This is a genomic window from Bradyrhizobium sp. th-b2, assembly GCF_000426785.1.
GTDB classification, from domain to species: Bacteria; Pseudomonadota; Alphaproteobacteria; order Rhizobiales; family Xanthobacteraceae; genus Bradyrhizobium; species Bradyrhizobium septentrionale.
The window spans coordinates 277,313-299,992 of record NZ_AUGA01000002.1; the positions used below are offsets into that span (position 1 = coordinate 277,313).

Annotated in this window: 19 protein-coding genes and 1 pseudogene; 10 read left to right on the forward strand and 10 right to left on the reverse strand. The window is 65.0% G+C overall.

All coding sequences use genetic code 11. The features are described 5' to 3' along the window. Positions 1-6 precede the first annotated feature (6 nt). Positions 7-1,659 (reverse strand): hydantoinase B/oxoprolinase family protein, encoded by a 1,653-nt coding sequence (locus K359_RS0104175; RefSeq protein ID WP_029078228.1) that lies wholly within the window; start codon positions 1,657-1,659, stop codon positions 7-9. 264 nt (positions 1,660-1,923) lie between these two features. Here K359_RS0104175 and K359_RS0104180 point away from each other — a divergent pair, with 264 nt between their 5' ends. Genes K359_RS0104180 through K359_RS0104195 form a run of 4 tightly spaced genes read left to right on the forward strand, consistent with a single transcriptional unit; the run spans position 1,924 to position 5,147 of the window. Then, positions 1,924-2,391 (forward strand): DUF305 domain-containing protein, encoded by a 468-nt coding sequence (locus K359_RS0104180; RefSeq protein ID WP_029078229.1) that lies wholly within the window; start codon positions 1,924-1,926, stop codon positions 2,389-2,391. Between the two features lie 13 nt (positions 2,392-2,404). Continuing rightward, on the forward strand, positions 2,405-3,862 hold the full coding sequence (locus tag K359_RS0104185) for a YncE family protein (RefSeq protein WP_029078230.1): 1,458 nt from the start codon (positions 2,405-2,407) through the stop codon (positions 3,860-3,862). Then, complete coding sequence (locus K359_RS0104190; RefSeq protein WP_029078231.1) at positions 3,859-4,386, forward strand: RNA polymerase sigma factor; 528 nt, start codon at positions 3,859-3,861, stop codon at positions 4,384-4,386. Before K359_RS0104185 ends, K359_RS0104190 begins: the two co-directional genes overlap by 4 nt. Further along, positions 4,383-5,147: an anti-sigma factor gene (locus tag K359_RS0104195; RefSeq protein ID WP_029078232.1), complete on the forward strand. Its 765-nt coding sequence runs from the start codon at positions 4,383-4,385 to the stop codon at positions 5,145-5,147. Before K359_RS0104190 ends, K359_RS0104195 begins: the two co-directional genes overlap by 4 nt. A 96-nt stretch (positions 5,148-5,243) precedes the next feature. Here the strand turns inward: K359_RS0104195 and K359_RS0104200 are convergent, their stop codons facing one another. The 8 genes and pseudogenes from K359_RS0104200 to K359_RS0104235 form a co-directional block, all read right to left on the reverse strand. After that, a complete protein-coding gene (locus K359_RS0104200; RefSeq protein ID WP_029078233.1) occupies positions 5,244-6,479 on the reverse strand; it encodes an MFS transporter in 1,236 nt (411 codons plus the stop codon). A 146-nt stretch (positions 6,480-6,625) separates the two neighbouring features. After that, positions 6,626-7,471: a CmcJ/NvfI family oxidoreductase gene (locus K359_RS0104205; protein WP_029078234.1), complete on the reverse strand. Its 846-nt coding sequence runs from the start codon at positions 7,469-7,471 to the stop codon at positions 6,626-6,628. A gap of 365 nt (positions 7,472-7,836) precedes the next feature. Continuing rightward, positions 7,837-8,779 (reverse strand): annotated as a pseudogene (locus tag K359_RS51020) (ABC transporter substrate-binding protein). Continuing rightward, complete coding sequence (locus K359_RS0104215; RefSeq protein ID WP_029078235.1) at positions 8,776-9,870, reverse strand: LLM class flavin-dependent oxidoreductase; 1,095 nt, start codon at positions 9,868-9,870, stop codon at positions 8,776-8,778. The pseudogene K359_RS51020 and the gene K359_RS0104215 overlap by 4 nt, the downstream one beginning before the upstream one ends. Before the next feature lie 33 nt (positions 9,871-9,903). After that, the gene (locus tag K359_RS0104220; protein ID WP_029078236.1) at positions 9,904-11,076 is read right to left on the reverse strand and encodes an acyl-CoA dehydrogenase family protein; all 1,173 of its coding nucleotides are present in this window, start codon (positions 11,074-11,076) and stop codon (positions 9,904-9,906) included. Further along, the gene (locus K359_RS0104225) at positions 11,070-11,867 is read right to left on the reverse strand and encodes an ABC transporter ATP-binding protein (RefSeq protein ID WP_029078237.1); all 798 of its coding nucleotides are present in this window, start codon (positions 11,865-11,867) and stop codon (positions 11,070-11,072) included. Before K359_RS0104225 ends, K359_RS0104220 begins: the two co-directional genes overlap by 7 nt. Continuing rightward, entirely contained in the window at positions 11,861-12,877 is a 1,017-nt protein-coding gene (locus tag K359_RS0104230) for an ABC transporter permease (protein WP_029078238.1), read from the reverse strand. Before K359_RS0104230 ends, K359_RS0104225 begins: the two co-directional genes overlap by 7 nt. Continuing rightward, positions 12,855-13,949 (reverse strand): ABC transporter substrate-binding protein, encoded by a 1,095-nt coding sequence (locus tag K359_RS0104235; RefSeq protein ID WP_029078239.1) that lies wholly within the window; start codon positions 13,947-13,949, stop codon positions 12,855-12,857. Before K359_RS0104235 ends, K359_RS0104230 begins: the two co-directional genes overlap by 23 nt. Positions 13,950-14,425: 476 nt before the next feature. On the opposite strand from K359_RS0104235, the gene K359_RS0104240 reads away from it, so the two are divergent. Both K359_RS0104240 and K359_RS0104245 read left to right on the forward strand, forming a co-directional pair. Then, entirely contained in the window at positions 14,426-15,412 is a 987-nt protein-coding gene (locus tag K359_RS0104240; RefSeq protein WP_156928347.1) for an ABC transporter substrate-binding protein, read from the forward strand. A gap of 312 nt (positions 15,413-15,724) precedes the next feature. Beyond that, on the forward strand, positions 15,725-16,504 hold the full coding sequence (locus K359_RS0104245; protein ID WP_029078241.1) for an SDR family oxidoreductase: 780 nt from the start codon (positions 15,725-15,727) through the stop codon (positions 16,502-16,504). 163 nt (positions 16,505-16,667) lie between these two features. Here the strand turns inward: K359_RS0104245 and K359_RS0104250 are convergent, their stop codons facing one another. Next, a complete protein-coding gene (locus tag K359_RS0104250; RefSeq protein ID WP_021077434.1) occupies positions 16,668-16,967 on the reverse strand; it encodes an HU family DNA-binding protein in 300 nt (99 codons plus the stop codon). 432 nt (positions 16,968-17,399) lie between these two features. Between K359_RS0104250 and K359_RS0104255 the strand changes: the two genes are divergently transcribed. The 4 genes from K359_RS0104255 (at position 17,400) to K359_RS0104270 (ending at position 22,665) form a co-directional block, all read left to right on the forward strand. Beyond that, complete coding sequence (locus K359_RS0104255) at positions 17,400-19,013, forward strand: ABC transporter substrate-binding protein (RefSeq protein ID WP_029078242.1); 1,614 nt, start codon at positions 17,400-17,402, stop codon at positions 19,011-19,013. A gap of 219 nt (positions 19,014-19,232) precedes the next feature. After that, entirely contained in the window at positions 19,233-20,210 is a 978-nt protein-coding gene (locus K359_RS0104260; protein ID WP_029078243.1) for an ABC transporter permease, read from the forward strand. Between the two features lie 2 nt (positions 20,211-20,212). After that, on the forward strand, positions 20,213-21,043 hold the full coding sequence (locus K359_RS0104265; RefSeq protein WP_029078244.1) for an ABC transporter permease: 831 nt from the start codon (positions 20,213-20,215) through the stop codon (positions 21,041-21,043). Then, positions 21,040-22,665: an ABC transporter ATP-binding protein gene (locus K359_RS0104270; protein WP_029078245.1), complete on the forward strand. Its 1,626-nt coding sequence runs from the start codon at positions 21,040-21,042 to the stop codon at positions 22,663-22,665. The genes K359_RS0104265 and K359_RS0104270 overlap by 4 nt, the downstream gene beginning before the upstream one ends. The last annotated feature ends 15 nt before the right edge of the window (positions 22,666-22,680 follow it).

A 22,680-nucleotide genomic window follows, 5' to 3' on the forward strand; every position in this document is an offset into this window, starting at 1 on the left:
GCTGCCCTATACCGCTTTCGAAACCAGACCCTGCGCGGTGTCGCGCGCCCGCGCCTCCGCCGATCGCTTCTCCGGCGGACCCCAGCCGCCGCCACCGGAGGAGCGGATCTCCAGGCAATCGCCGGGACGCAGCTCGATGCCGACCTCCTTGGTCTTGAGGACGCGCGGCTCGCGTCCCTCAGACAGCAGCCGGTAACGATGCGGCTCGCCGTCCTTACCGCCGAGCATGCCGCAGGGGCCGTGGCGCGCGCCGTCGCCGGCGGTGTTGCCCTTGGCGGGCTTTGCCGTCTCCAGCACCATGTCGAGCGCGACGCCGAGCCCGCCTCGATGCTGGCCGTCGCCTCCGGAATCCGGCCGGAATTCGTGCTGGCGGAAATGCAGCGGAAAGCGCACCTCGGCGACCTCGATGCTGCCGAATTTGAGGCCACCGACCGAGTGCCACTCGCCGATCGATGAATAGCCGTCGCCGCCGGGCGATGCGCCGCCGCCGGGCCGCGCCTGGAACATGTGCCAGATGAAGTTACGCCCGTTACGCGGGTCTTCGCCCTGAATCGCGATGCGGAATCTGCGGCCCCAGCCGCCCATCACGCGGTCCGGACAGGACGCCGACATCGCCTTGATGATCGCTTCGACGATCTCGTTGGACGGATGGCTGGTGCACAAGGTCACGGGACGGCCGGGATCGGCCCACACAATCGTGCCCTGCTTCGCCACCACCTTCAGCGGCCGCAGCGCGCCGGTGTTTTTCGGGATGTCGGCATCGATCAGATAGGCAAAGGCCATCGCGACCGCGGCCTGCATGTTGGCGTGCGAGGAGTTCACAAAACTGGTCGATTGCGGATCGGAGCCGGTGAGATCGACCTCGATGTCACTGCCTTTCTTGGTCACTTTGGCCGCGATCTTGATGTCGGTGCGGCCGTGGCCGTCATCGTCGAGCAGCGCCTCGCCGTAGAACACGCCGTCCTTCCAGGTCGACACCACGGCGCGGGTCTGCTGCTCGGTGGCGTCGAGAATGGCCTCGATCGCAGCTTCGACCGTCTCGGCGCCGAACTCGCTGAACAGTTTTGAGACGCGGCGCTCGCCGAGATGTGCAGCGCCGAGCATCGCCGCGAGGTCGCCGCGGAATTCCCTGGGATTGCGGATGTTCAACGCCAGAAGGTCGAGCAGATCCTCGCGCGGCTTACCGGCCTCGTAGAGTTTGATCGGCGGAATGCGAATGCCTTCCTGATAGATCTCGGTGGCGGCCGGATTGTAGGCGCCGTGGGTGGCGCCGCCGATGTCGCTCTGATGCGCACGCACGATGGTCCAGAGCAGCCGCTTGCCGCCATCGAACACCGGCACGAAGGCGGTGAGATCGGGCAGATGGCTGCCGCCCTGATAGGGATCGTTGAGCAGGATGACATCGCCCGGTGCGACATCCTTGAAGCGCTCCTCGACCGCGAGCGTCGCCCACGGCAAGGCGCCGACATGCACCGGGATGTGATCGGCCTGCGCGATCAGCCGCCCGCCCGTGTCGCAGATCGCCAGCGAAAAATCGCGGCTGGAATTGAGGATCTGCGAATAGGAGGTGCGAAGCATGGCTTCGCCCATTTCCTTCACGATCGACGACAGGCGGTGCTGGACGACGGAGCGGGTGATCGGATCGATCTTGGCGGACATCTTGGCCGTTGTTGGCGCCCGGATGGCGCGGGGAGGATCGGGGAACCGGCCCACCGGAACCGGAATTCCTTCTTATAGCCAGCGGCTTGCCGATCGCAAATCGGTCGGCTCGGCGGCAACGGGTCATTCCGTCGATCAGCAAGTCGTGATCGAGAAGAGACTACCCGGCGACGGAATAGAACTCACGCTGCTGCGTCCCACCCATGCAAGCCGGCCCGAGGCCGGACCGCTCGGGCTTCCCCGACAACCCCAGGGTAAACGTAGATGCTTCCTCGATCCTTCAGACCCGCTCTCGCGCCGCTCGGCGCGTCCGTCCTGCTCGCCTTTGTCGCCGCCGCGGCGTTCGCGCAAGACGCCCATCATCCGGACCAGACCGCGCAGTCGACTGAGGAGAGCGCCTTCCTCGCGGAAAACGATGCCGCGATGACCAAGATGATGAATGACATGGCCGCCAAGCCGAGCGGCGATATCGATCGCGACTTCGTTGCGATGATGACGCCGCATCATCAGGGCGCGATCGACATGGCCGTGATCGAGCTCCGCTACGGCAAGAACGAGCAACTGCGGCGGATCGCGCAGGAGATCATCGTCGAGCAGCAGCAGGAGATCGACGCCATGAAACTTGCGATCGGTGATCCGGTCACGGCATCCGCGCCCGCCCCGACGCAGCCGAGCGCGGCGCCCGCCGCGGCTCACGATCACATGAACATGTCCCACGGAATGAAGAACTAGGAGTTTTCGAACGATGAACCGTCAAGTCCTGAAGTGCCTGCTGGCCACGACCGTGCTGGCGATATCGAGTTCCGCCTTCGCCGGACAGGCGCCGGACGCGGCATCCTCGCCCGACATTGCGATCAGCCATCACGACCGCGTCTATGCCGCCGAGCAGTTCTCGAACACGGTGTCCGTCACCGATCCGGTCGACAACAAGCTGCTCGGCGTGATCCGGCTCGGCGATCCGCAACCGGGCAATTTCAGCCCACTCTACAAGGGACAGGTGCTGGTTCACGGCATGGGCTACTCACCCGATCATCAAACCCTTGCGGTGGTGTCGATCGGCTCCAACTCGGTGACCTTCATCGACACAGCAACCAACTCGGTCAAGCACACCACTTACGTCGGGCGCTCGCCGCACGAGGCCTTCTTCACGCCCGACGGCAAGGAGGTCTGGGTCACCGTTCGCGGCGAAAACTACATCTCGGTGATCGACGCAAAGACGTTCAAGGAAACGATGCGGATCGAGGTGCCGGCCGGACCGGGCATGCAGATCTTCTCGCCGGACGGCAAGTACGGCTATATCTGCTCGTCGTTCAATCCGGAGACCGACGTGGTCTCGGTGGCCGACCATCAGATCGTCGGGAAAGTGAAGCAGGAAAGCCCGTTCTGCCCGAACATCGCGGCTTCACCCGATGGCGAGCAGGTGTGGTTCACGCTGAAGGATACCGGCAAGACGCAGGTGTTCAACGCCAAGCCGCCGTTCAACCCGATCAAGACCATCGACACCGGCCCGATCACCAATCACGTCAATTTCGCCAGGACCTCCAAAGGCACATTCGCCTACGTGACCATCGGCGGTACCAACCAGGTCAAGGTGTTTCGAACCGACGACTTCTCGGAAGTCGCGACCATTCCCGTGGGCAATCTCCCGCATGGTGTCTGGCCGTCCGGCGACGGCACAAGGATCTATGTTGGTCTCGAGAATGCCGATGCGTTGGCCGCGATCGACACCGCGACCAACAAGGTGATCGCCAACATCCCGATCGGCCAGGCGCCGCAGGCCATCGCCTATGTGCCGAACGCCGCGCCGAATCCGGATGACCGCCAGAACCTGCAGGCGCTCGGCGTCGCCGGCCAAGCCGCCCATCTCGCGCTCGCGCCGAAGAAGAACGCCAAGAGTGACAAGCCGCCGACCAGCGTCTCGCTGTTCGACCAGGGGCTGATCCAGGTGCTGCAGGCATCGGTCACCGGGCTCGAACCCAAGCAGCACTACGTGCTAGGATTGGCCGAACGTGCCGATGGCACGGGATCGGTGGAGCCTCTCGCAGCCTTCATGACCAATCCCGCCGGCTCCGCCATCGTCAACGTCACGGGACCGATCCGCCAGATCGTGCAGAGCGCAGCCAAGGCCGAACGACGCTATCTCGTCATCACGTCAGGCGAACCGACGAAGCTCGGCGCGGTCATTCAGGTGCAAACGCCATGAACGACATGCTGCGCCTGGTCGAGCCGCTGATACCCGCCTTGCGGCGGTATGCGCGGGCCCTGGTCCGCGATCACGCGGCGGCCGACGACCTGGTGCAGGACTGCCTCGAACGCGCCGTCACTCACTGGGAGCAGCGGCGGTCGGACAATCCGCGGCCGTGGCTGTTCGCGATCCTGCATAATCTCGCCATCAACCAGTTTCGCCGCGCAACGGGACGCGGCGTCCATGTCGCGATCGACGAAACCAACGAGGATACATTCGGTCAGGAGGCGGAACAGGAGCATAAGGTGATGTATCGCGATGTCATGGCGAAGCTCGCAAAGCTTCCGCATGACCAGCGTGCAGTGCTCCTGCTCGTCGGCGTCGAGGATCTGTCCTATGCCGATGCCGCGAAGGTGCTCGGTGTGCCGATTGGCACGGTGATGTCGCGCCTGGCGCGCGCCCGCGAGCGGCTCCATCACGAGCTAGAGGGGACGTCAGGCCAGCTGAATCATAATATCGTGCAGTTGCGGAACAAGACATGAGCAATCGACCCATCACCGAAGACGATCTGCACGCCTATGTGGATCGCGCGCTCGAACCGGAGCGCGAGGCGGAAGTCGGCGCCTATCTGGAGAAGCATCCTGATGTGGCCAGGCGCATAGAAGCCTACTCCAATCAGCGCACCCTTCTGCGATCGGCATTGCTGCCGATTGCCGAGGAGCCGCTGCCGCCGCAGCTCAACCTCGCCAGGATGATCGAGAGCCCGCGCCGCCGTCCCGCGTCATGGCGCTGGGCCATCGCGGCCATGCTGATGATTTCGATCGGCGGCCTCGGCGGCTGGGTGATCCGTGGCGCGACGCTGGCGCCAGCCGGCGGGATTGCAGCGCTCGCTGAGGAAGCGAGCGATTCCTACAAGGTGTACGCCTCCGATCGCACGCGGCCGGTCGAGCTGCGCGACAGCGCCGAGCTTGTGCAATGGGTCTCCAACCGGTTGCGTCAGCCGGTCAAGCTGCCGGACCTGACGAAGTCGGGCTATCGCTTCATGGGCGGACGCGTGGTGCCGACCGCGCACGGCCCTGCGGCGATGTTCATGTACGACGACGATCGCGGCGACCGGCTTGTGGTCCTGACCCGTCCGATGACGTCAGACAAGAACGCCGCGATGGCCCCGCATTCGGGCGGTGACGTGGCCGGCCTGTCCTGGGCTGACGATGGCACAGGCTACAGCCTCGTGGGGCCACGCGGGCTCGGTGCCTTGAAACCGCTTGCCGACGAAATCCGCAAGCAGGCGCAGACGATCTAAAGCGTTTTCGAGCGAAGTGAACGCCGGTTCGCGTGAAGAAAACGCGTCAAAACAAAAAAACAGAGCATCGGTCCTGATTCAATCAGAACCGATGCTCTAGGCCCTGGTGTAAACCAGGAACAACACGATCCCGATCACCAGCGCACCGGCGATGAACAGCAGCACCGCCGGCAGTCCGAACAGCGCCGCGACGCCGGCGGTGCTCGATTGCAGCAACGCCGCGCCCAGGAAGAAGGCGAGATTGACCGACGACAGCGCCTTGCCGGTGTTCTGGGCGTCGACCAGCTGCCGCGTCATGCCGTAGATCAGCGGCTGCGCCGAGGTCGCGAGCCCGATCAGGATCAGCAGCACCAGATCATATTGCGACGGCATCACGGCAACGCCAAGCAGGTTCGAAACCGGGAAATGCGGCGCGCCGGCCGCCATCAGCACGAGCAGCAGCGCGGCAACGGCATGCGTTGATGCCACCATGGCGCGGCGATGTCCGAACTTGCGATCGAAGGCGCCGATGCAGGCCGGCCCAACGATCATCGCCAGCGTGAACAGGCCGAGCACATTGCCGGCCTCGATGCGGCTCAACCCCTTCACATCCATCAGCCACGGCCCGCCCCACAGGCCGCGCAGCACCAGCGAGGCGCCGAGCGACACCAGCGACAGTGCGATCAAACCGCGCAGGCCGCGCGACAGGCCGAGCCGCAGCACCTCGGCCATCTGCTGCAGCGGCGAGGAATCGTCCGCATGCGCTGCCGGCTGCCGCGGCACCAGTGCAAACACCGCGATCAGCACCACAATGCCGAAACCGGCAGAAACCCAGAAGCCGGCGCGCCAGCCGAACTGATCGACCACGAAGGCCAGCGGGCTCGCCGACAGCAGCATGCCGATATTGCCGATCGAGAGGATCAGCCCGGACCACAGGCCGAACTTCGCCGCCGACATCTGCTTGGCCGCCAGCGTCATCGGGCACATCAGCATGCCCGAGGTGGCGACGCCGAGCATGAATTGTCCGAGCACGAAGCTGGCAGGACCCGTCGCAATCGCCGAGACCAGTGTTCCGACCACGGTGCCGGCAAGCAGGCTGAGCGACACCGGCCGCACGCCAAAACGGTCCATCGCGGCGCCGACCGGGATTTGCGAGGCGGCAAAGGAGAAATGATAGATCGAGGTGAGGCTCGCCAGCGCCTGCGGCGAGGTGCCGAAATCCCGCGCCATCAGATCGAGGCTGATCGCCGGGATCGTGCGCAGCAGCGTCGACAGCATGTGGCCAGAGGCCAACGCCAGAAGCGCAAGAACCAGGGCGCGGAAACCGATCCCCGCCTCTTCCTTCGTCACCACGCCATCCACGAATCGCCTCTTCCCTGAGCGCTTTCGGGAGGGCGTAACACTATTGGGTGCGGGGTGCCAACTTTAGAGGCAGTGCAACTTTACCTCCCCCGCAAGCGGGAGAGGGAGCGCACCTATCTCGCGGCTACTCTTCACCCTTACTGCTTATGGAACACCAGCGTACGCAGCTCGATGCTCTCGCGCGGCGCGGCGTCCGCCGGCGTGGTCGGATCGACAAACGCCGTGTGCGGCCCAAATCGCGTGCGGCCGTCGGTCGCCGAGTCGTAGCATTTCAGCAGGATCGCCTCGTCCGGCGTCATCTCGGGAATGTAGAACCAGCGATGGTTCGGATTGTACTTCACCGAATAGGTCTCGCCGCTGCGGTTCGGATAGATCAGGTCGGAGGCGATCAGATCCTCCGGCGCCACCGTGGTGCCGTCAGCCATCGCGAGCGGTGAATCGCGCAGGGGACCGCGGATCGGACGCCACAGGTTGATCACCTGGACGCGCCCCTTGACGAGTTCATTGGCTTCATTGGGCAGGTGCTCGAACACGCGGTTGTGGCCGGAGATTGCGGTCTGGTCGACGTGAACGCGCGTCGCGGGCTGGCGCGGGCCGCCGCCGCGGATATCCGCTGCACCCTCGACGCGCTTGCGCACGGTATGGTCGAAGACGAAGACGCGGTCCGCCTTCAGCGTCGCCTTCAGGAAGGCTTCGACGGCGGGGTAGTAGACGTTGCGGACTTCGTTGTCGTCGTAATAGTCCTTCACGCTGGTCGGATGCTTGACCAGCGCAAAGCCCTCGCGGTCGAGCGAGAAACTGTCGGCGATCAGGCGGCCGTCAAAGATCGGAACGTTGTGGGCTTCGGGCAGCGCGGTGGATTTGGCTTCGCCGGGCGGCGGATCGAAAGCGTAGGTCCGGGGCTTGCCCGGCGTCGGTGCGAGATAGTTCAGTTCAGCGGTCACAAACGGCAGCGACTCGATGCGAGTTTGTTGAAGGCCCATGGTGATCTCCCGGACTCGATTGTTCGTCCGTCTGATCTTGGCAGCGCCGGTGGGTACGACAAGGCCGCGGCGAAAATAGCAACGTTGCGGTTTTGGAAGGCGCCGAACGGGGAAAATCCTTGCTGGGCGGCGCTTGCGGACCGAATGGATGTTTTGAGGGATCACGGATTCGTTAGCGGCGCGTTGACCAGATCGCTTCCGCAGACCGATCACCTCTCCCGCTTGCGGGGGAGGTCGGATCGCATCGCCAGATGCGATCCGGGTGGGGGCTCTCTCCACGATATGACACGCGGAGAGAGCCCCCACCCCGGCCCTCCCCCGCAAGCGGGAGAGGGACTGCAATGCCGATGCGGCGCTTAAGCGCGCTACAACCCCGCGCCCTTCTCCACGGCTGCGCCAAACGACCGGTCGACGATGTCGGCGGCGCTGACCTGCTGCCGAATCAGGCCCCAGCGGTCGTAGAGATCGATGGTCTTCTGCTCGTCGGCCACGACGCCGTCGTCGATCGGCGCGATGCGGATTTTTGCCCGCGTCAGCCAGTTCAGCGGCACTGCGGGCGGGATGTTCATCAGCCTGCCCCAGGTCGCCGCGTACCCCTCGACATTGTTCTGCGACCAGGCGCGCGCGGCCGCGAGGCGGCGCACGAAATCCTCCGAGCTCGGCGCGCTTGTCCTTGATCGCGTCAGGTGTCGCGACCTGGAAGCCGAGGCCGGGCGTGATGCCGTCGGCCGTGATGACGCGGCGCGACTTGAACAGCACCTCCTCCTGGCTGACATAGGGCTCCCAGGTCGACCAGGCGTCGACCGAGCCTTGCGTGTAGGCGACCTTCGCATCCGACGGCGCGAGGAACACGATCTGCACGTCGGCCGCCTGCCATCCCTTCGCTTCCAGCGCCGCCAGGATCAACTGATGGCCGATCGAGCCGCGGCCGGTTGCGATCTTCTTGCCGCGCAGATCGTCAAAGCTCTTGATCGCGGAGTTCTCCGGCACCACGATCGCGAGCCCGTCGCGCGACTGCCTGACAGCCGCGATCGCCTTGACCGGAATTTTCGCGGCGGCCGCAAAGGTGAACGGCGCGTCGCCGACCAGGCCGGTGTCGATCGCACCCGCCCCTAGCGCCTCCAGCAGCGGCGCCGCCGCGGCGAACTCCTTCCATTCGATCTTATAGGGAACATCCTTGAGCACGCCGGCTGCTTCCATCACGGCCTGCGAATTGCCCTTCTGGTCGCCGACGCGCAGCGTGGTCTGCGCGAAGGCTGCATCGATGCTGGCGAGCGCAAGCGCCGCCGCGACAATGAGACGGATCATTCGGCCGCGATCCCCCGCTGCTGGTCGCGTGCTTCGATCAGCCTGCGGGTCAGCGGGATCAGCTCACGGCCGTAGTCGATGGCATCGACCAGCGGATCGAAACCGCGGATCAGGAAGTGGCTGACGCCGAGATCGTAATAGTCGGCGAACACCTCGGCGACCTGCTCGGGCGTGCCGACCAGCGCGGTGGTGTTGCTGTTGGCGCCGGTGAGTTTTGCGATCTCGGTCCACAGCCGCTTGTCGATCCGGGTGCCCTGATCGGCGAGCGCCAGCAGCCGCTTGGCACCGTCGGTCGCGTGGTTGGGGCGGCGATAACCGGTCTGGTCCTGCAGCGCGGTGGCGCGCTCGAGGATATGCTCCGCCTTCGCCCACGCCTTCTCCTCGGTGTCGGCCAGGATCGGCCGCACCGACAGGCTGAAGCGCGGCGTCGGCCGGCCATGCCTGGCCGCAGCGGCGCGCACCCGCGCGGTGACGTCGCGCACCTGGGCGTAGGATTCACCCCACAGCGCGAAGGTGTCGGCGTGCTTGCCGGCGACCTCGACCGCGGCGTCCGAGCCGCCGCCGACGAAGGTGTAGATGCCGCCCTTCTGCAGCGGCTTCACCTGCGAGAAACCGTTCTCGACGTTGTAATACTTGCCGCTGTAGTTGAACGGCTTCTGGCTGGTCCATTCCAGCCGCACCACGTCGAGGAATTCGCTGGTGCGGGCGTAGCGCTCGTCCTTGTCGTCGAGCGTGTTGCCGTCCTGGCGCAGCTCGATGGCGTTGCCGCCGGTGATGACGTGCAGCGAGACGCGGCCGCCATAGAACTGATCCAGCGTCGCGAGCTGACGCGCCAGCAATGTCGGCGCGGTGAAGCCCGGCCGCTGCGCGATCATCACCTTCAGCTGCTTGGTGATGGTCAGCACATGCTGCGCGACCTGCAATGCGTCCGGCGTCGTCGAGTGGAATGCCAGCAGCGCGCGATCGAAGCCGGCGAGCTCATGGGCCTTGGCGACCGTCTCGATATAGGGCGGATCGAGCACCGGGCCTGTGCGGACGATGGTCTCGGAGGCATTGTTGTTGGTGATGAAGCCGATGAACTCGACCGGCATGACGGGAAACTCCGTTGTTGTTGGCTATTGTTTTCAGACGCCCAGCGCGGAGCGTCCGGCGGAGACACGGGTGGCATCGTCCTGCGGGGTATGGACGCGGCCGCACAGCACGTCACGGTAATGCCGCTCCAGCGGATTGGTTCGCGACAGGCCGTGATTGCTGGTCAGCGACAAGGCATCCTCCACCACTGCTGCGGCGTTATTGGTCACCGTCAGCTTGATGATGTTAGACTCGATCGCGGAAAGCGGGAAGCCGTCATCGAAATCGGTTGCAAAGCTGTCGATCAGGCGGGCATTGACCGCCAGCCGCGCTTCAATCCCGCCGACAACCTCCTGCATGCGCGGCAGCGTCGCCAGCGGCGCGCCGAGATTGGCGGGCACCCGTTCCTTCAGGAATTTGACCAGCCAGTCGCGGGCCGCACGGGCGATACCGTCATAGATCGCGGCGACGAAGATCGCGTGCACGGTCGCATGGGTGACGTCAGGAACCTTCCAGTCGTCGGGCTTGCGGACGTCGATCTCGTAATCCAGCGGAAACAACACGTCGTCGAAGACCACTGTGTGGCTGCCGCTGGCGCGCAGGCCGAGATGATCCCAGCTTTCCTCGATCCGCGTTCCGGGAAGCCCGGCGGGAACCAGAAACAGTCCGACACGGGTCTCCGCCTCGTCGGTCTTCGCCCAGACCGCGTACCATTTCAGGATCGGCGCGCCGGTCGAATAGATCTTGCGGCCGGTCAGCCGCCAGCCGGTCTCGGTGCGACGCGCCGTTGTCGCCGGCAGGCCGCCGCGCGCGGGCGAACCGAGCTCGGGCTCGACGCGCAACGCATTGATCAACGCCACGCCCTCGACGGTCTCCTTGGCGAGCTTGCGCGACAGACGGGTGGGCCAGCGCGTGCTGCGCGCCATCACCAGATGCTGGATATAATGCATCGACAGCACCAGCGCGGTCGACGGATCGGCCTTGCCGATGATGCCGAGCACGCGGGTGGCATCGCGGGCGCCCGCTCCGCCGCCGCCGAGCGCCGCCGGCACGGTCAGCGCCAGCAGCCCTTCGCGCGAAAGGTCAACGAAATTCTCGAACGGAAAGCTGGCGTCGCGGTCATGTGCGGGTGCACGCGCGGCAAATACCTCGGCAAGCCGCAACGCGCGCGCGATGTGCTCCGGCTCGTTCGCCGGCGGCAGCTCCCTCGCCGCTGTCGTCACCATGTCGCCTCCAGCCCGAGCAGACCGAGGATCTGCTTGCGCAACTCGGCCAGATAAGGATCGCCGCGATGCCGCGGGTATGGCCGGGCGACAGCGATGTCGGCCTTGATCCGCGCCGGCCGGTCGGAGAGCACGATGACGCGGTTGGCGAGCACCAGCGCTTCCTCGACATCATGGGTGACCAGCAGCGTGGTAAAGCCCTTGCGCTGCCACAATGCGACGAGCTCGGACTGCATCGCGATCCGCGTCAGCGAGTCGAGCTTGCCGAGCGGCTCGTCGAGCACCAGGATTTTCGGATCGTTGACCAGCGCACGCGCCAGCGCCACGCGCTGCGCCATGCCGCCGGAGAGCTGGTGCGGATAGGCATTCCGGAACGACGACAGGCCGACCAGCTCGATGACAGCATCGACCCGGTGCCGCTGCGCCTTCAGGATGCCCTGTGCCTCAAGCCCGAGCGCGACATTGTCCCAGACCGAGCGCCACGGAAACAGCGTCGGATCCTGGAACACGACGACGCGCGACGGATGCGGGCCGGCAATCCGCACTTCATCCTCGCGCAGCGTGCCGCTGCGCGGCTTCTCCAGCCCGGCCACCAGCCGCAGCAAGGTCGACTTGCCGCAGCCCGACGGACCGAGCAGCGCGACGAACTCGCCCGGCGCGATCGAAAGATTGACATTGTCGAGCACCGGCAGAACAGCTCCGTCGATGTCGAAGGCATGGCTGACGCCTTCGATGTCGAGCTCGGCGCCGACCGCGGGATAGGTGATCGCCTCGGCGGCGGATTGCACTACCATTTGACGACGCCCTTCTGCCAGACCAGCAGGCGGTCGCGGGTGCGGAACAGCAGCGTGATCGCGCCGGAGCAGAGCAGCGACATCACGATCAGCGCCGCATACATGTTGGCATAGGCCGCCCAGCCTTGCGCCCATTGCAGGTACCAGCCGAGCCCGGCCTTGACGCCGATCATCTCGGCGACAACGAGCACGGCAAAGGACGAGCCGAGCCCCATGAACAGGCCGACGAACACATGCGGCAACGCCGCCGGGATCGCGACCTTCAGCACCAGGAATGAGGGCTTGGCGCCGAGCGTGCGCGCGACGTCGTAATAGGCGCTGCTGACGCTGGCGACACCCGACCAGGTCAAGACCGTCACCGGGAAACCGGTGGCGAGCGCGATCAGGAAGGTCGAGGCGCTCCAGCTCGACGGGAACGTGAAGAAGGCGATCGGCAGCCAGGCGGTGGCCGGCAGCGGGCCGATGAAGCGCAGCACCGGATGCACCCAGTAGCCGATCTTCTGCGACCAGCCGATCGAGACGCCAGTCACGAAGCCGACCGTCGCGCCGATGACGTAGCCGCCGAGCTGCAGCTTGATCGAGGCGAACACGCTGTCGAGCAGTTTCGGCAGATCGTCGGTGTAGACCTCGAGGATCGACTGCGGCGGCGGGAAGAACGGCAGCGGCAGCCAGGCGAATTTCGCGGTGGCGACCTCCCAGAGCGTCACGAACGCGCCGAAGGCCACCAACCATGGCGCCCGCTTGCGCAGCGCCTGCCCGGCGCTGCCGAGATAATCGGCGGCAAATGTGCCGAACAGGATGAAGGCCGCGATCACGATGGCGCCGATGCCGAGCGACGAGGTCCGCGACCAGTCGCCGACATCAGGCCAATACAGGCACGACAGGCCGAAGGCGAGCCAGGCGAGGCTCGCCGCGAGCCCGACGCCATAGCTGCCGGAGAGGTTCGAGAACGTGACCGTGGCGCGCGGCGCGGCCGCGGCCGTCGTGTCAGACACTGAATACGTCGACATAGATCCGCTCCGCGAATTTGGCCGTGTCGGTGCTCTGCTTGAACACCTGCACCGATTTCAAATCGTCGGCGTAGCCCTTCAGTTCGCTCTTGAGCACCGCGCCGGTCGGATGATGGTGATGGGTGTGGTAGCGCGCCATCGCCTCGAGATCGGCGAGGCTCGCCGCCTTCGGCGCATAGGGCTGGAACGATTTCGCCGCCTTGTCCGGGTTCTGCGAGGTGAACATGGCGGCATCGAGCAGCGCCTGGGTGACGGCGCGCGCGACGTGAGGCTCTTCCCGTACCAAACTGCCGCGCAGGCCGACGATGCAGCAGCTCTTGTCACGGTACTCGCCGTCGAGATTGGAGGCGACCTCCTTGTACTGCGCGTCCTTCAGCCAGAGATAGGCCAGCGGGTCCGACGACAGGAAGGCCTGCACCTCGCCCTTCTCGACCGCGACATTGAGCAGGTTGCCGGGATAGGCGCGCCAGTCGACATCCTTGACCGGGTCGATGCCGAGCTTGGAGAGCTGGATCGAGAAGAAGTTCTTGTCGGGTCCGGCAAGGTCGCCGACCGCGACAATCTTGCCCTTGAGATCGGCGAGCTTGTCGACGCCGGAGCTGGTGCGGGTCAGGACGCGCATGCAGCCGCCGTGGGTGCCGGCGGCGATCTTGACGTCAAAGCCCTGCTCCAGCGGCTTCAGCCAGCGCAGCGCCATGCCGAGACCGGCGTCGCTCTTGCCGGTGGCGATCGCCTCCAGCAGCTGGTCGGTCGAGCCGGAATAGTTGACGAGCTCGACGTCGAGGTTCTGCTTCTGGAAGAAGCCATGGTCGATCGCGACCGGCAGCGGCGCGAGGCAGACCGCGCCGGCGTTCCAGGACAGTTTCAGCTTGCGCGGCGCGCCGGTCAGAGGCGGCGCATCGGATACGGTCTTGCAGATCGGGAATTCCGAGAAGTCGATCGCCGGCGTGATCGCCCGCGGCGCGAAGGCCTGCGCGCTATAGGCCCCGATCGGCGCGCCAAAGGCCGCAGCGGCGCCCGCACGCAGCAATGTGCGGCGATCCATCACCGTCTTCTTGTTGTCGACAGACATGTTCACTCCTGCATTTCGGCAAGGCTCCGCCCCGCGCGCAAAACGTCGTCGTCTGCGCGCCCCGTCGTTCGAAGCTCATGGTTTTAGAAAAAGCGGATTTCTCCGGCGCTATTGCACTCAAAGCAACGCGCAAATGATGCGGCGCGACAAGTTCATCGTCAATGAAATGGAATTTCGAATGTTGTCGGCGCGACAGCTGATATCTCCACGATCGCATCGCGCAACGATGAAAGGATTTTGCTGTTATCGCGACGCGCGACATGCGGCGTCGTCACCGCGACTGCATCAAATTTGAGCGTTTTGCGGCCGCGTGCGCGATGTCTTCTACGCGCGGCACGCTTGACGAGATCATCCTTGCCGTGCGGGGAGCGAATTCAGATTTCCGTTTCGTTGACGGCGAACGGCTTGCTCATAGACTCGATCAAACGCTGCCGCGCGTTCCGCCGCGCAGCGAACTTCTCGGAAAGAAAAGTCATATGCGCAAACTGACCCGCTCGGGCCCTCCTTATACCTTCACCCGCCGCACCGCGGCCGCGCTGTTTGCCGCCGCGATCACGCTGTCGACATCAGCAGCGGCGTTCGCGACTGACGCGATCGTGCTGCGGGTCGGCGACCAGAAGGGTGGCAACCGCTCGCTGCTCGAGATTTCCGGCCTCGCCAAGGGCCTGCCCTACAAGATCGAGTGGTCGGAATTTCCGGCCGCAGCACCGATCCTGGAGGCAATCAATGCCGGCGCGCTCGACGTCGGCTACACCGGCGACCTGTCGTTCCTCACGGTCTATGCGTCGGGCGCGCCGATCAAGGCGATCGGCGGCACGCGCTCCGACGCGCGGACGCAGGCGATCCTGGTGCGTGGGGATTCGCCGATCAAGACGGCGGCCGATCTCAGGGGCAAGCGGCTCGCCGGCACGCGGGGCGGCTGGGGCCAGTTCCTGATCAACGCGACGCTGGAGAAGGCCGGCAGCAAGATCGAGGATGCTACCTTCGCGCCGCTCGGCCCGGTCGACGCCAAGATCGCGCTGCTCGCCGGCTCGATCGACGCCTGGGCGGTGTGGGAGCCCTGTATCTCGTATGCCACGCTGAAGGACAACGCGCGGGTCGTCGCCGACGGCGAGGGACTGACGCCGACCATCACCTTCATCGTCGCCTCCGACAACGCGATCGCGACCAAGCGCGCGGCGGTGCAGGATCTGGTGCAGCGGCTCAACAAGGCGCGGCTGTGGTCGCTCGACCATGTCGCCGAATACGCCAGGAACACGGCCGAGCTGACCAAACTGCCGGAGGACGTGCTGCTCGCCGCCTACACAGCGCAGAAGACCTCACCGATCGCAATCGACGAGGCCGTGGTGAAGGAAGTGCAGGCCGCATCCGATCGCGCCACGCGCTACGGCATCCTCGGCAAGACGCTCGATGTCAGCAAGGCCGTCGACCGCAGCTTTACGGCGGGCGCAAGCTTGAACTAGCGGCGTCTTCACCTCCCCTTAAAAAGGGGAGATCGGTTTGCGCAGCAAACCGGGTGGGGATCCTGCCTCCGCAGACGCCAGCGCCCGCGGCGAGCAACCCCCACCCGCCCTCCCCCTTTCAAGGGGGAGGAAGCCTGAGCGGCGGTGCTCACCTCACTTGGCATTCGTCCGCGCCCCATAATGGAGACATCCGATGTCCGGCCCGCTCCATCTCGCACTAATCGTCACGGCACACCTGCTCTGCATGACCTTGTTGGTCGCATTGTCGGTTTGATAGCGTTCTCGCCGGGATCATGCCCAGGGAGAACAACAATGAACCTATCAATGAAAGACCGCGTCGCCGTGGTCACCGGCGGCAGCAAGGGCATCGGGATTGCGGTTGCGCGGCGGTTTGCGGAATCCGGCGCCAGGGTCGCGATCCTCGCCCGCGGCGCCGCCGACCTCGCCGCGGCGCGCGAAGCGCTTGCCAGGGATGGCCTCGTGGTACGCGATTACGTCTGCGACGTCGCGAAGGCCGCCGACATCACCAAGGCGCATGACCGGATCGTGGCCGATCTCGGCAAGATCGACGTGCTGGTCAACAACGCCGGCACGGCGCGCACGCTGGCTTTCGAGAGCATCAGCGACGAGGACTGGCAGGAGGACCTCGACCTGAAGCTGTTTGCCGCGATCCGCTTCAGCCGGCTTGTCTGGGGCGGCATGAAGCAGCGCAAATGGGGCCGCATCATCAACGTGCTCAACACCTTTGCCAAGGCGCCGGCCGGCAATTCCGCGCCGACCTCGGTGTCGCGCGCCGCCGGCATGGCGCTGACCAAGGTGATGGCCAACGAAGGCGGCGAGCACAACATCCTGGTCAATGCGCTCCTGGTCGGCCTGATCATGAGCGATCAATGGGTCAAGCGGCACGCCGCCCAGGCGCCGGACACGGATTTCGGGGAATTCGCCAAGGGTCTTGCCAAGGGCACGCCGCTCGGCCGCATCGGCACGGCGGAGGAGTTCGCCAACCTCGCCTGCTTCCTGGCCTCGGAGCAAGGCTCCTACATCACCGGCACCGCCATCAATGTCGATGGTGGCCGATCGCCGGTGGTCTAGAGCTCCGGTTCCGGTTCAACCAGAACCGAAGCTCCAGATTTTGCTTTGGCGCGTTTTCTTCACGCGAACCGGTGTCCACTTCGCTCGAAAACGCAGCTGGCAACCTACGGCAGGAAGCGACGGCTCAAAAGCAAAAGGCCTCCGTCACCGGAGGCCTTTCATCTTAAACCGCGTCCTTGGCGGCCTTGACCGGCCGAGCGCGGACGATCTTCCGGGCCGGCTTGGCCTTGAACATCATCTCTTCGCCGGTGAAGGGGTTGGTGCCCTTGCGCGCCTTGGTCGCAGGCTTCTTGACGACAACGAACTTCGCGAAGCCGGGGACGAGGAATACCCCGGCCTTCTTCAGCTCCTTGTGGCCGACATCGACAAGCGAGTCCAAGACGTTCTTGACGTCGCGCTTGGAGAGTTCGGTGGTGGTCGCGATCTTCTCGATCACTTGCGACTTCGACAATTGGGTAGCCATGGTTGCTCCATTGATTCTGGAATGGGCACGATATGGCGGAAAACGCCGAGAAAAACAGTGTTTTCTGCACTCCCCACAGCAATATCGCTGTGGACAGCCCCCGAATCAGGGATTTTTCCAGTGTTTTTTCAAGTCAAGGTGCTTCCGACCCCTAAAATTACAGGGTTTGCGCGGCTTCGGGGCTCCCGAAACAGGCCCCCGAGAGAATCACCGCACACACCTTGAAGCGTCCGGGAGCGACAATGCGGCGCGCAATTCGGGTTGCGACGCGCTGCGACACGCCACTTCAGGTTTCGGAAACGATCCTCCAAAAGGGCGAGGCATTAGAAAATGACTCGGGTTCCCATTCCATCGTAACATCGTCAAAGGCCGCCACAACCGACCAGCTGGCCGGCCGATACGTGCCCTTATGTAAGTTCTGGAGACCCGCGTATGGATTTGACCCGCCTTGAGATTAACCGCCGCACGGCCCTGCTGACCTCGGCCGCGATTGCGGCCAATGTCATCAATCCGATGCGGGCATTCGCGCAGGAAACCCCGCGCAAGGGCGGCGTGTTCAACGTCCATTACGGCGCAGAGCAGCGCCAGCTCAACCCGAGCATCCAGGCCTCGACCGGCGTCTACATCATCGGCGGCAAGATTCAGGAGAATCTGGTCGACCTCGACGCCCAGGGACAGCCGATCGGCGTGCTCGCCGAGAGCTGGGAGGCGGCGCCTGACGGCAAGACCGTCACCTTCAAGCTGCGCAAGGGCGTCACCTGGCACGACGGCAAGCCGTTCACCTCGGAGGACGTCGCTTTCACCGCGATGAACATGTGGAAGAAGATCCTCAACTACGGATCGACGCTGCAGCTGTTCCTCACCGCGGTCGACACGCCCGATCCGCAGACCGCGATCTTCCGCTACGAGCGGCCGATGCCGTTGAACCTCCTGCTCCGCGCCCTGCCCGACCTCGGCTACGTCTCGGCAAAGCATCTCTATGAGAGCGGCGACATCAGGCAGAACCCGACCAATCTGGCGCCGGTCGGCACCGGCCCGTTCAAATTCGTCAAATATGAGCGCGGGCAATACATCATCGCCGACCGCAACCCGGACTATTGGCGGCCGAACGCGCCCTATCTCGACCGCATCGTCTGGAAGGTGATCACCGACCGCGCCGCCGCGGCCGCGCAGATGGAGGCCGGCGAGCTGCACTACAGCCCGTTCTCGGGGCTGACGATCTCGGACATGGCGCGGCTCGGCAAGGACAAGCGCTTCATCGTCGCGACCAAGGGCAATGAGGGCAACGCCCGCACCAACACCATCGAGTTCAACTTCCGCCGCAAGGAACTGTCCGACATCCGCGTCCGCCGCGCCATCGCGCATGCGGTCAACGTACCGTTCTTCATCGACAATTTCCTCGGCGATTTCGCCAAGCTCGGCACCGGGCCGATCCCCTCGACCTCGACCGACTTCTATCCCGGGCCGAACACGCCGCAATATCCATACGACAAGGCCAAGGCGATCGCGCTGCTCGACGAGGCCGGCTTCAAGGCCTCCGGCGGCAACCGCTTCTCGCTCAAATTGCTGCCGGCGCCGTGGGGCGAGGACATCTCGCTGTGGTCGACCTTCATCCAGCAGTCGCTGGGAGAAGTCGGCATCCAGGTCGACATCGTGCGCAACGACGGCGGCGGCTTCCTCAAGCAGGTCTATGACGAGCACGCCTTCGATCTCGCGACCGGCTGGCACCAGTACCGCAACGACCCCGCGGTCTCGACCACGGTGTGGTACCGCTCCGGCCAGCCCAAGGGCGCGCCGTGGACCAACCAGTGGGGCTGGGAGGACAAGACCGTCGACAAGACCATCGACGATGCCGCGACCGAAGTCGATCCGGCCAAGCGCAAGGCGCTCTATGCCGATTTCGTCAAGGAGGTGAACACCGAGCTGCCGGTCTGGATGCCGATCGAGCAGATCTTCGTCACCGTGATCACGGCCAAGGCGCGCAACCACTCCAACACGCCGCGCTGGGGCTCAGCGAGCTGGCACGATCTCTGGCTTTCGGCCTGAGGCTCCTTCTCCCTCTCCCCGTTCTTCACGGGGAGAGGGTTGGGGTGAGGGGCCGTCTCCGCGAGATTAGTCTATCGATAGACCTGTACCCCCTCACCCGGATCGCATCGTGCGATGCGATCCGACCTCTCCCCGCAAGCGGGGCGAGGTGACCGAGAGACCTGCGCCAATCCGATGCAGACCGGTGTCCACGTCGTCTGAACACGCTATAGATAACGCATGCGTATCCTGAGCCTTGCGGGGCGGCGGCTTGCTGCCTCGATCCCGACCCTGTTCCTGATCCTGATCGGCGTGTTCCTGCTGTTGCAGCTGGCGCCGGGCGACACCGTCGATGCGCTGATGGCGCAGATGGGCGGCGGCGATGCAGCGACCGCAAAGGAATTGCGCAAGTTCTACGGGCTCGACCTCTCGGTGCCGGCGCAGCTCGCCAACTATCTGTGGCGGCTGGTGCGGCTCGATCTCGGCTTCTCCTCGATCTACGGCAAGCCGGTGGCGACCGTGATCCTGGAGCGGCTGCCGCCGACCATCCTGTTGATGACCGCGTCGCTGTCGTTCGCGTTCTTCTTCGGCCTGCTGTTCGGCGTGATCGCCGCGCGCGGCGTCAACCGCTGGCCGGATACCATGATCTCCACCCTCGGCCTGATCTTCTACGCCACCCCCTCATTCTGGTTCGGGCTGATGGCGATCGTGGTGTTCTCGGTCTATCTGCAATGGTTGCCGCCGGGCGGCTTCGAGGACATCGGCACGGTGCAGACCGGGATCTGGCGCGTGCTCGATATCGCCGCCCATCTGGTGCTGCCGACGCTGACGCTCGGGCTGATCTTTCTGGCGATCTATCTGCGCATTATGCGGGCCTCGATGCTGGAGGTCTTGAACCTCGATTTCGTGCGCACCGCCCGGGCCAAGGGTCTCGACGAGACCCATGTCATCACCCGCCATGTGCTACGCAACGCGCTGCTGCCGATGGTGACGCTGATCGGACTTCAGGCCGGCACCATGCTCGGCGGCTCGGTCGTGGTGGAGAGCGTGTTCTCGCTGCCCGGCCTCGGCCGGCTCGCATATGAATCGGTGGTGCAGCGCGACCTCAACACCCTGCTCGGCATCGTCTTCGTGTCCGCGCTGCTGGTCATCATCGTGAACTTCGTCGTCGACCTGCTCTACGCGCGGCTCGATCCGCGCATCGCGGCGGAGGGCTGACGATGGACGCGGTGAAACGCTACTTCCGCAGCCCGGCCGCGGTGATCGGCCTGATCCTGCTGCTGCTTGTGATCGCGATGGCGATCAGCGCCGGTTTGCTCTATCCGCGCGATCCCCTCGCTTTGGCGGGCCGGCCGCTGATCTGGCCATTCTCCAATCCGCGCTTCCTGCTCGGCACCGACAATTCCGGCCGCGACATCGCAGCTCAAATCTTTTACGGCGCGCGGATATCGCTCCTGATCGGCGGCGTCGCCACCGTGATCGCGATCCTGATCGGCATCCTGGTCGGCGCCTTCGCCGGCTATTACGGCGGCTGGGTCGACAATGTGCTGATGCGGATCACCGAGGCGTTCCAGACCCTGCCGAACTTCGTGCTGCTGCTGGTCTTGGTCGCGGTGTTCGGTTCGACGCTGACCACGGTAACCATCGCGGTCGGCGTGGTGTCGTGGCCGGCGCCTGCGCGGCTGACCCGCGCCGAATTCCTGTCGCTGCGCAACCGGGAATTCGTGCAGGCCGGCAAGACGCTCGGCATGAAGGACGTCCAGCTGATCCTCGGCGAGATCCTGCCCAGCGCGCTGCCGCCCGTGATCGTCTATGCCAGCGTGGTGATGGCGGTCGCGATCCTCCTGGAAAGCGCGCTGGCGTTCCTGAGGCTGTCCGACCCCAACGTCGCCTCCTGGGGCAATCTGATCGGGCTCGGCCGCGATGTGCTCCGCGTGCAATGGTACGTCTCGGCAATCCCCGGCATTGCGATCCTGGTCACCGTGCTCGCGGTGTCGCTGGTCGGCCAGGGCCTCAACGATGCGCTCAATCCGAGGCTGAAGAGCCGATGAGCGAGACCGTCCTTTCGCTCAACGGACTGACGGTGCGCCTGCCCAAAGGCGCCGACCGGCCGCACGCGCTGGCCGACGTTTCCCTGTCGATTGCATCGAATGAAATCCTCTGCGTGGTCGGCGAGTCCGGCTCCGGCAAATCGATGATGGCGAACGCCATCATGCGGCTGCTGCCGAATGAGGTGACCATCGAACAGGGCCGGATGATATTCGATGGGCGCAACCTCTGCGCCGCAGATAGTGCCGAGATGCGCGAGGTGCGCGGCGCCGGAATCGCGATGATCTTCCAGGAGCCGATGACTGCACTCAATCCGCTGCGCACCATCGGCGACCAGATCGGCGAGATGTTCTCGATTCACACCGGCCTGTCGAAGGCCGAAATCAATGCGCGCGTGTTGGCGCTGCTCGAGGACGTCCGCATCCCCGACCCCAAGGCTGCCGCAAAGGCCTATCCGCACGAGCTCTCCGGCGGCCAGCGCCAGCGCGCCATGATCGCGATGGCGCTGGCGCTCGACCCCAAGCTTTTGATCGCGGACGAGCCGACCACCGCGCTCGACGTCACGACGCAGGCGCAAATCCTGAAGCTGATCCGCGACCTGCAGCAGCGCAAGAAGACGGCGGTGCTGTTCATCACCCATGATTTCGGCGTCGTCGCCGAGATCGCCGATCGCGTCGTGGTGATGCAGCATGGCGCGATTGTCGAGCAAGGCGCCGCCGACAAGGTGCTGAGCGATCCGCAGCATGCCTATACGAAGCAACTCATATCAGCGGTTCCGCCGCTGAAGGCGCCGCCGCCGCGCATCCTTTCCGGCAAGGACATCCTGACCATCGACGGCGTCTCCAAAACCTACCGCACCGGCGGCTTCCTCGGCCGCGGCGCGCGGATCACGGAAGCAGTCAAGAACGTCTCGCTGCATTTGCCGCGCGGCGCGACGCTCGGCATCGTCGGTGAGTCCGGCTCCGGCAAATCGACGCTCGCGCGCTGCATCGTGCGACTGATCGATCCCGACACCGGATCGATCGTGCTCGACGGCAAGGACTGGGCGAAGCTGACACGCGAGGAGATCAGGCGCGAGACCCGCCACATCCAGATGGTGTTCCAGGATCCGTTCGCCTCGCTCAACCCGCGCCGCAAGGCGGCCGAGCTGGTGGCGCAAGGACCGATCGTGCACGGCACCGACCGCACAACGGCGATCGCGGAAGCACGAAGGCTGTTCGAACTGGTCGGCCTCGACCCGTCCGCCGGCGACCGCTTCCCGCACGAATTTTCCGGCGGGCAGCGGCAGCGCATCGGGCTCGCGCGGGCGCTGGCGCTGAAGCCGGACGTGCTGGTCGCCGACGAGCCGGTCTCGGCGCTCGACGTCTCGGTGCAGGCGCAGGTGCTGAAACTGCTCGCCGGACTGCGCCAGCAGCTCGGCCTCTCCATCATCTTCATCACTCACGATCTGCGGGTTGCTGCACAAATCTGCGATCTGGTCGCCGTGATGAAGGATGGCGCCGTGGTCGAGCAAGGGCCGACCGCGGAGGTGTTCGGCAGGCCGCAGCATCCCTACACGCAGGCGCTGCTGTCAGCGATCCCCGGCGGCGACTTCACGCGCAAGCGCGATGCCTTGATCGCCTAATCAGGGCATCGCGTA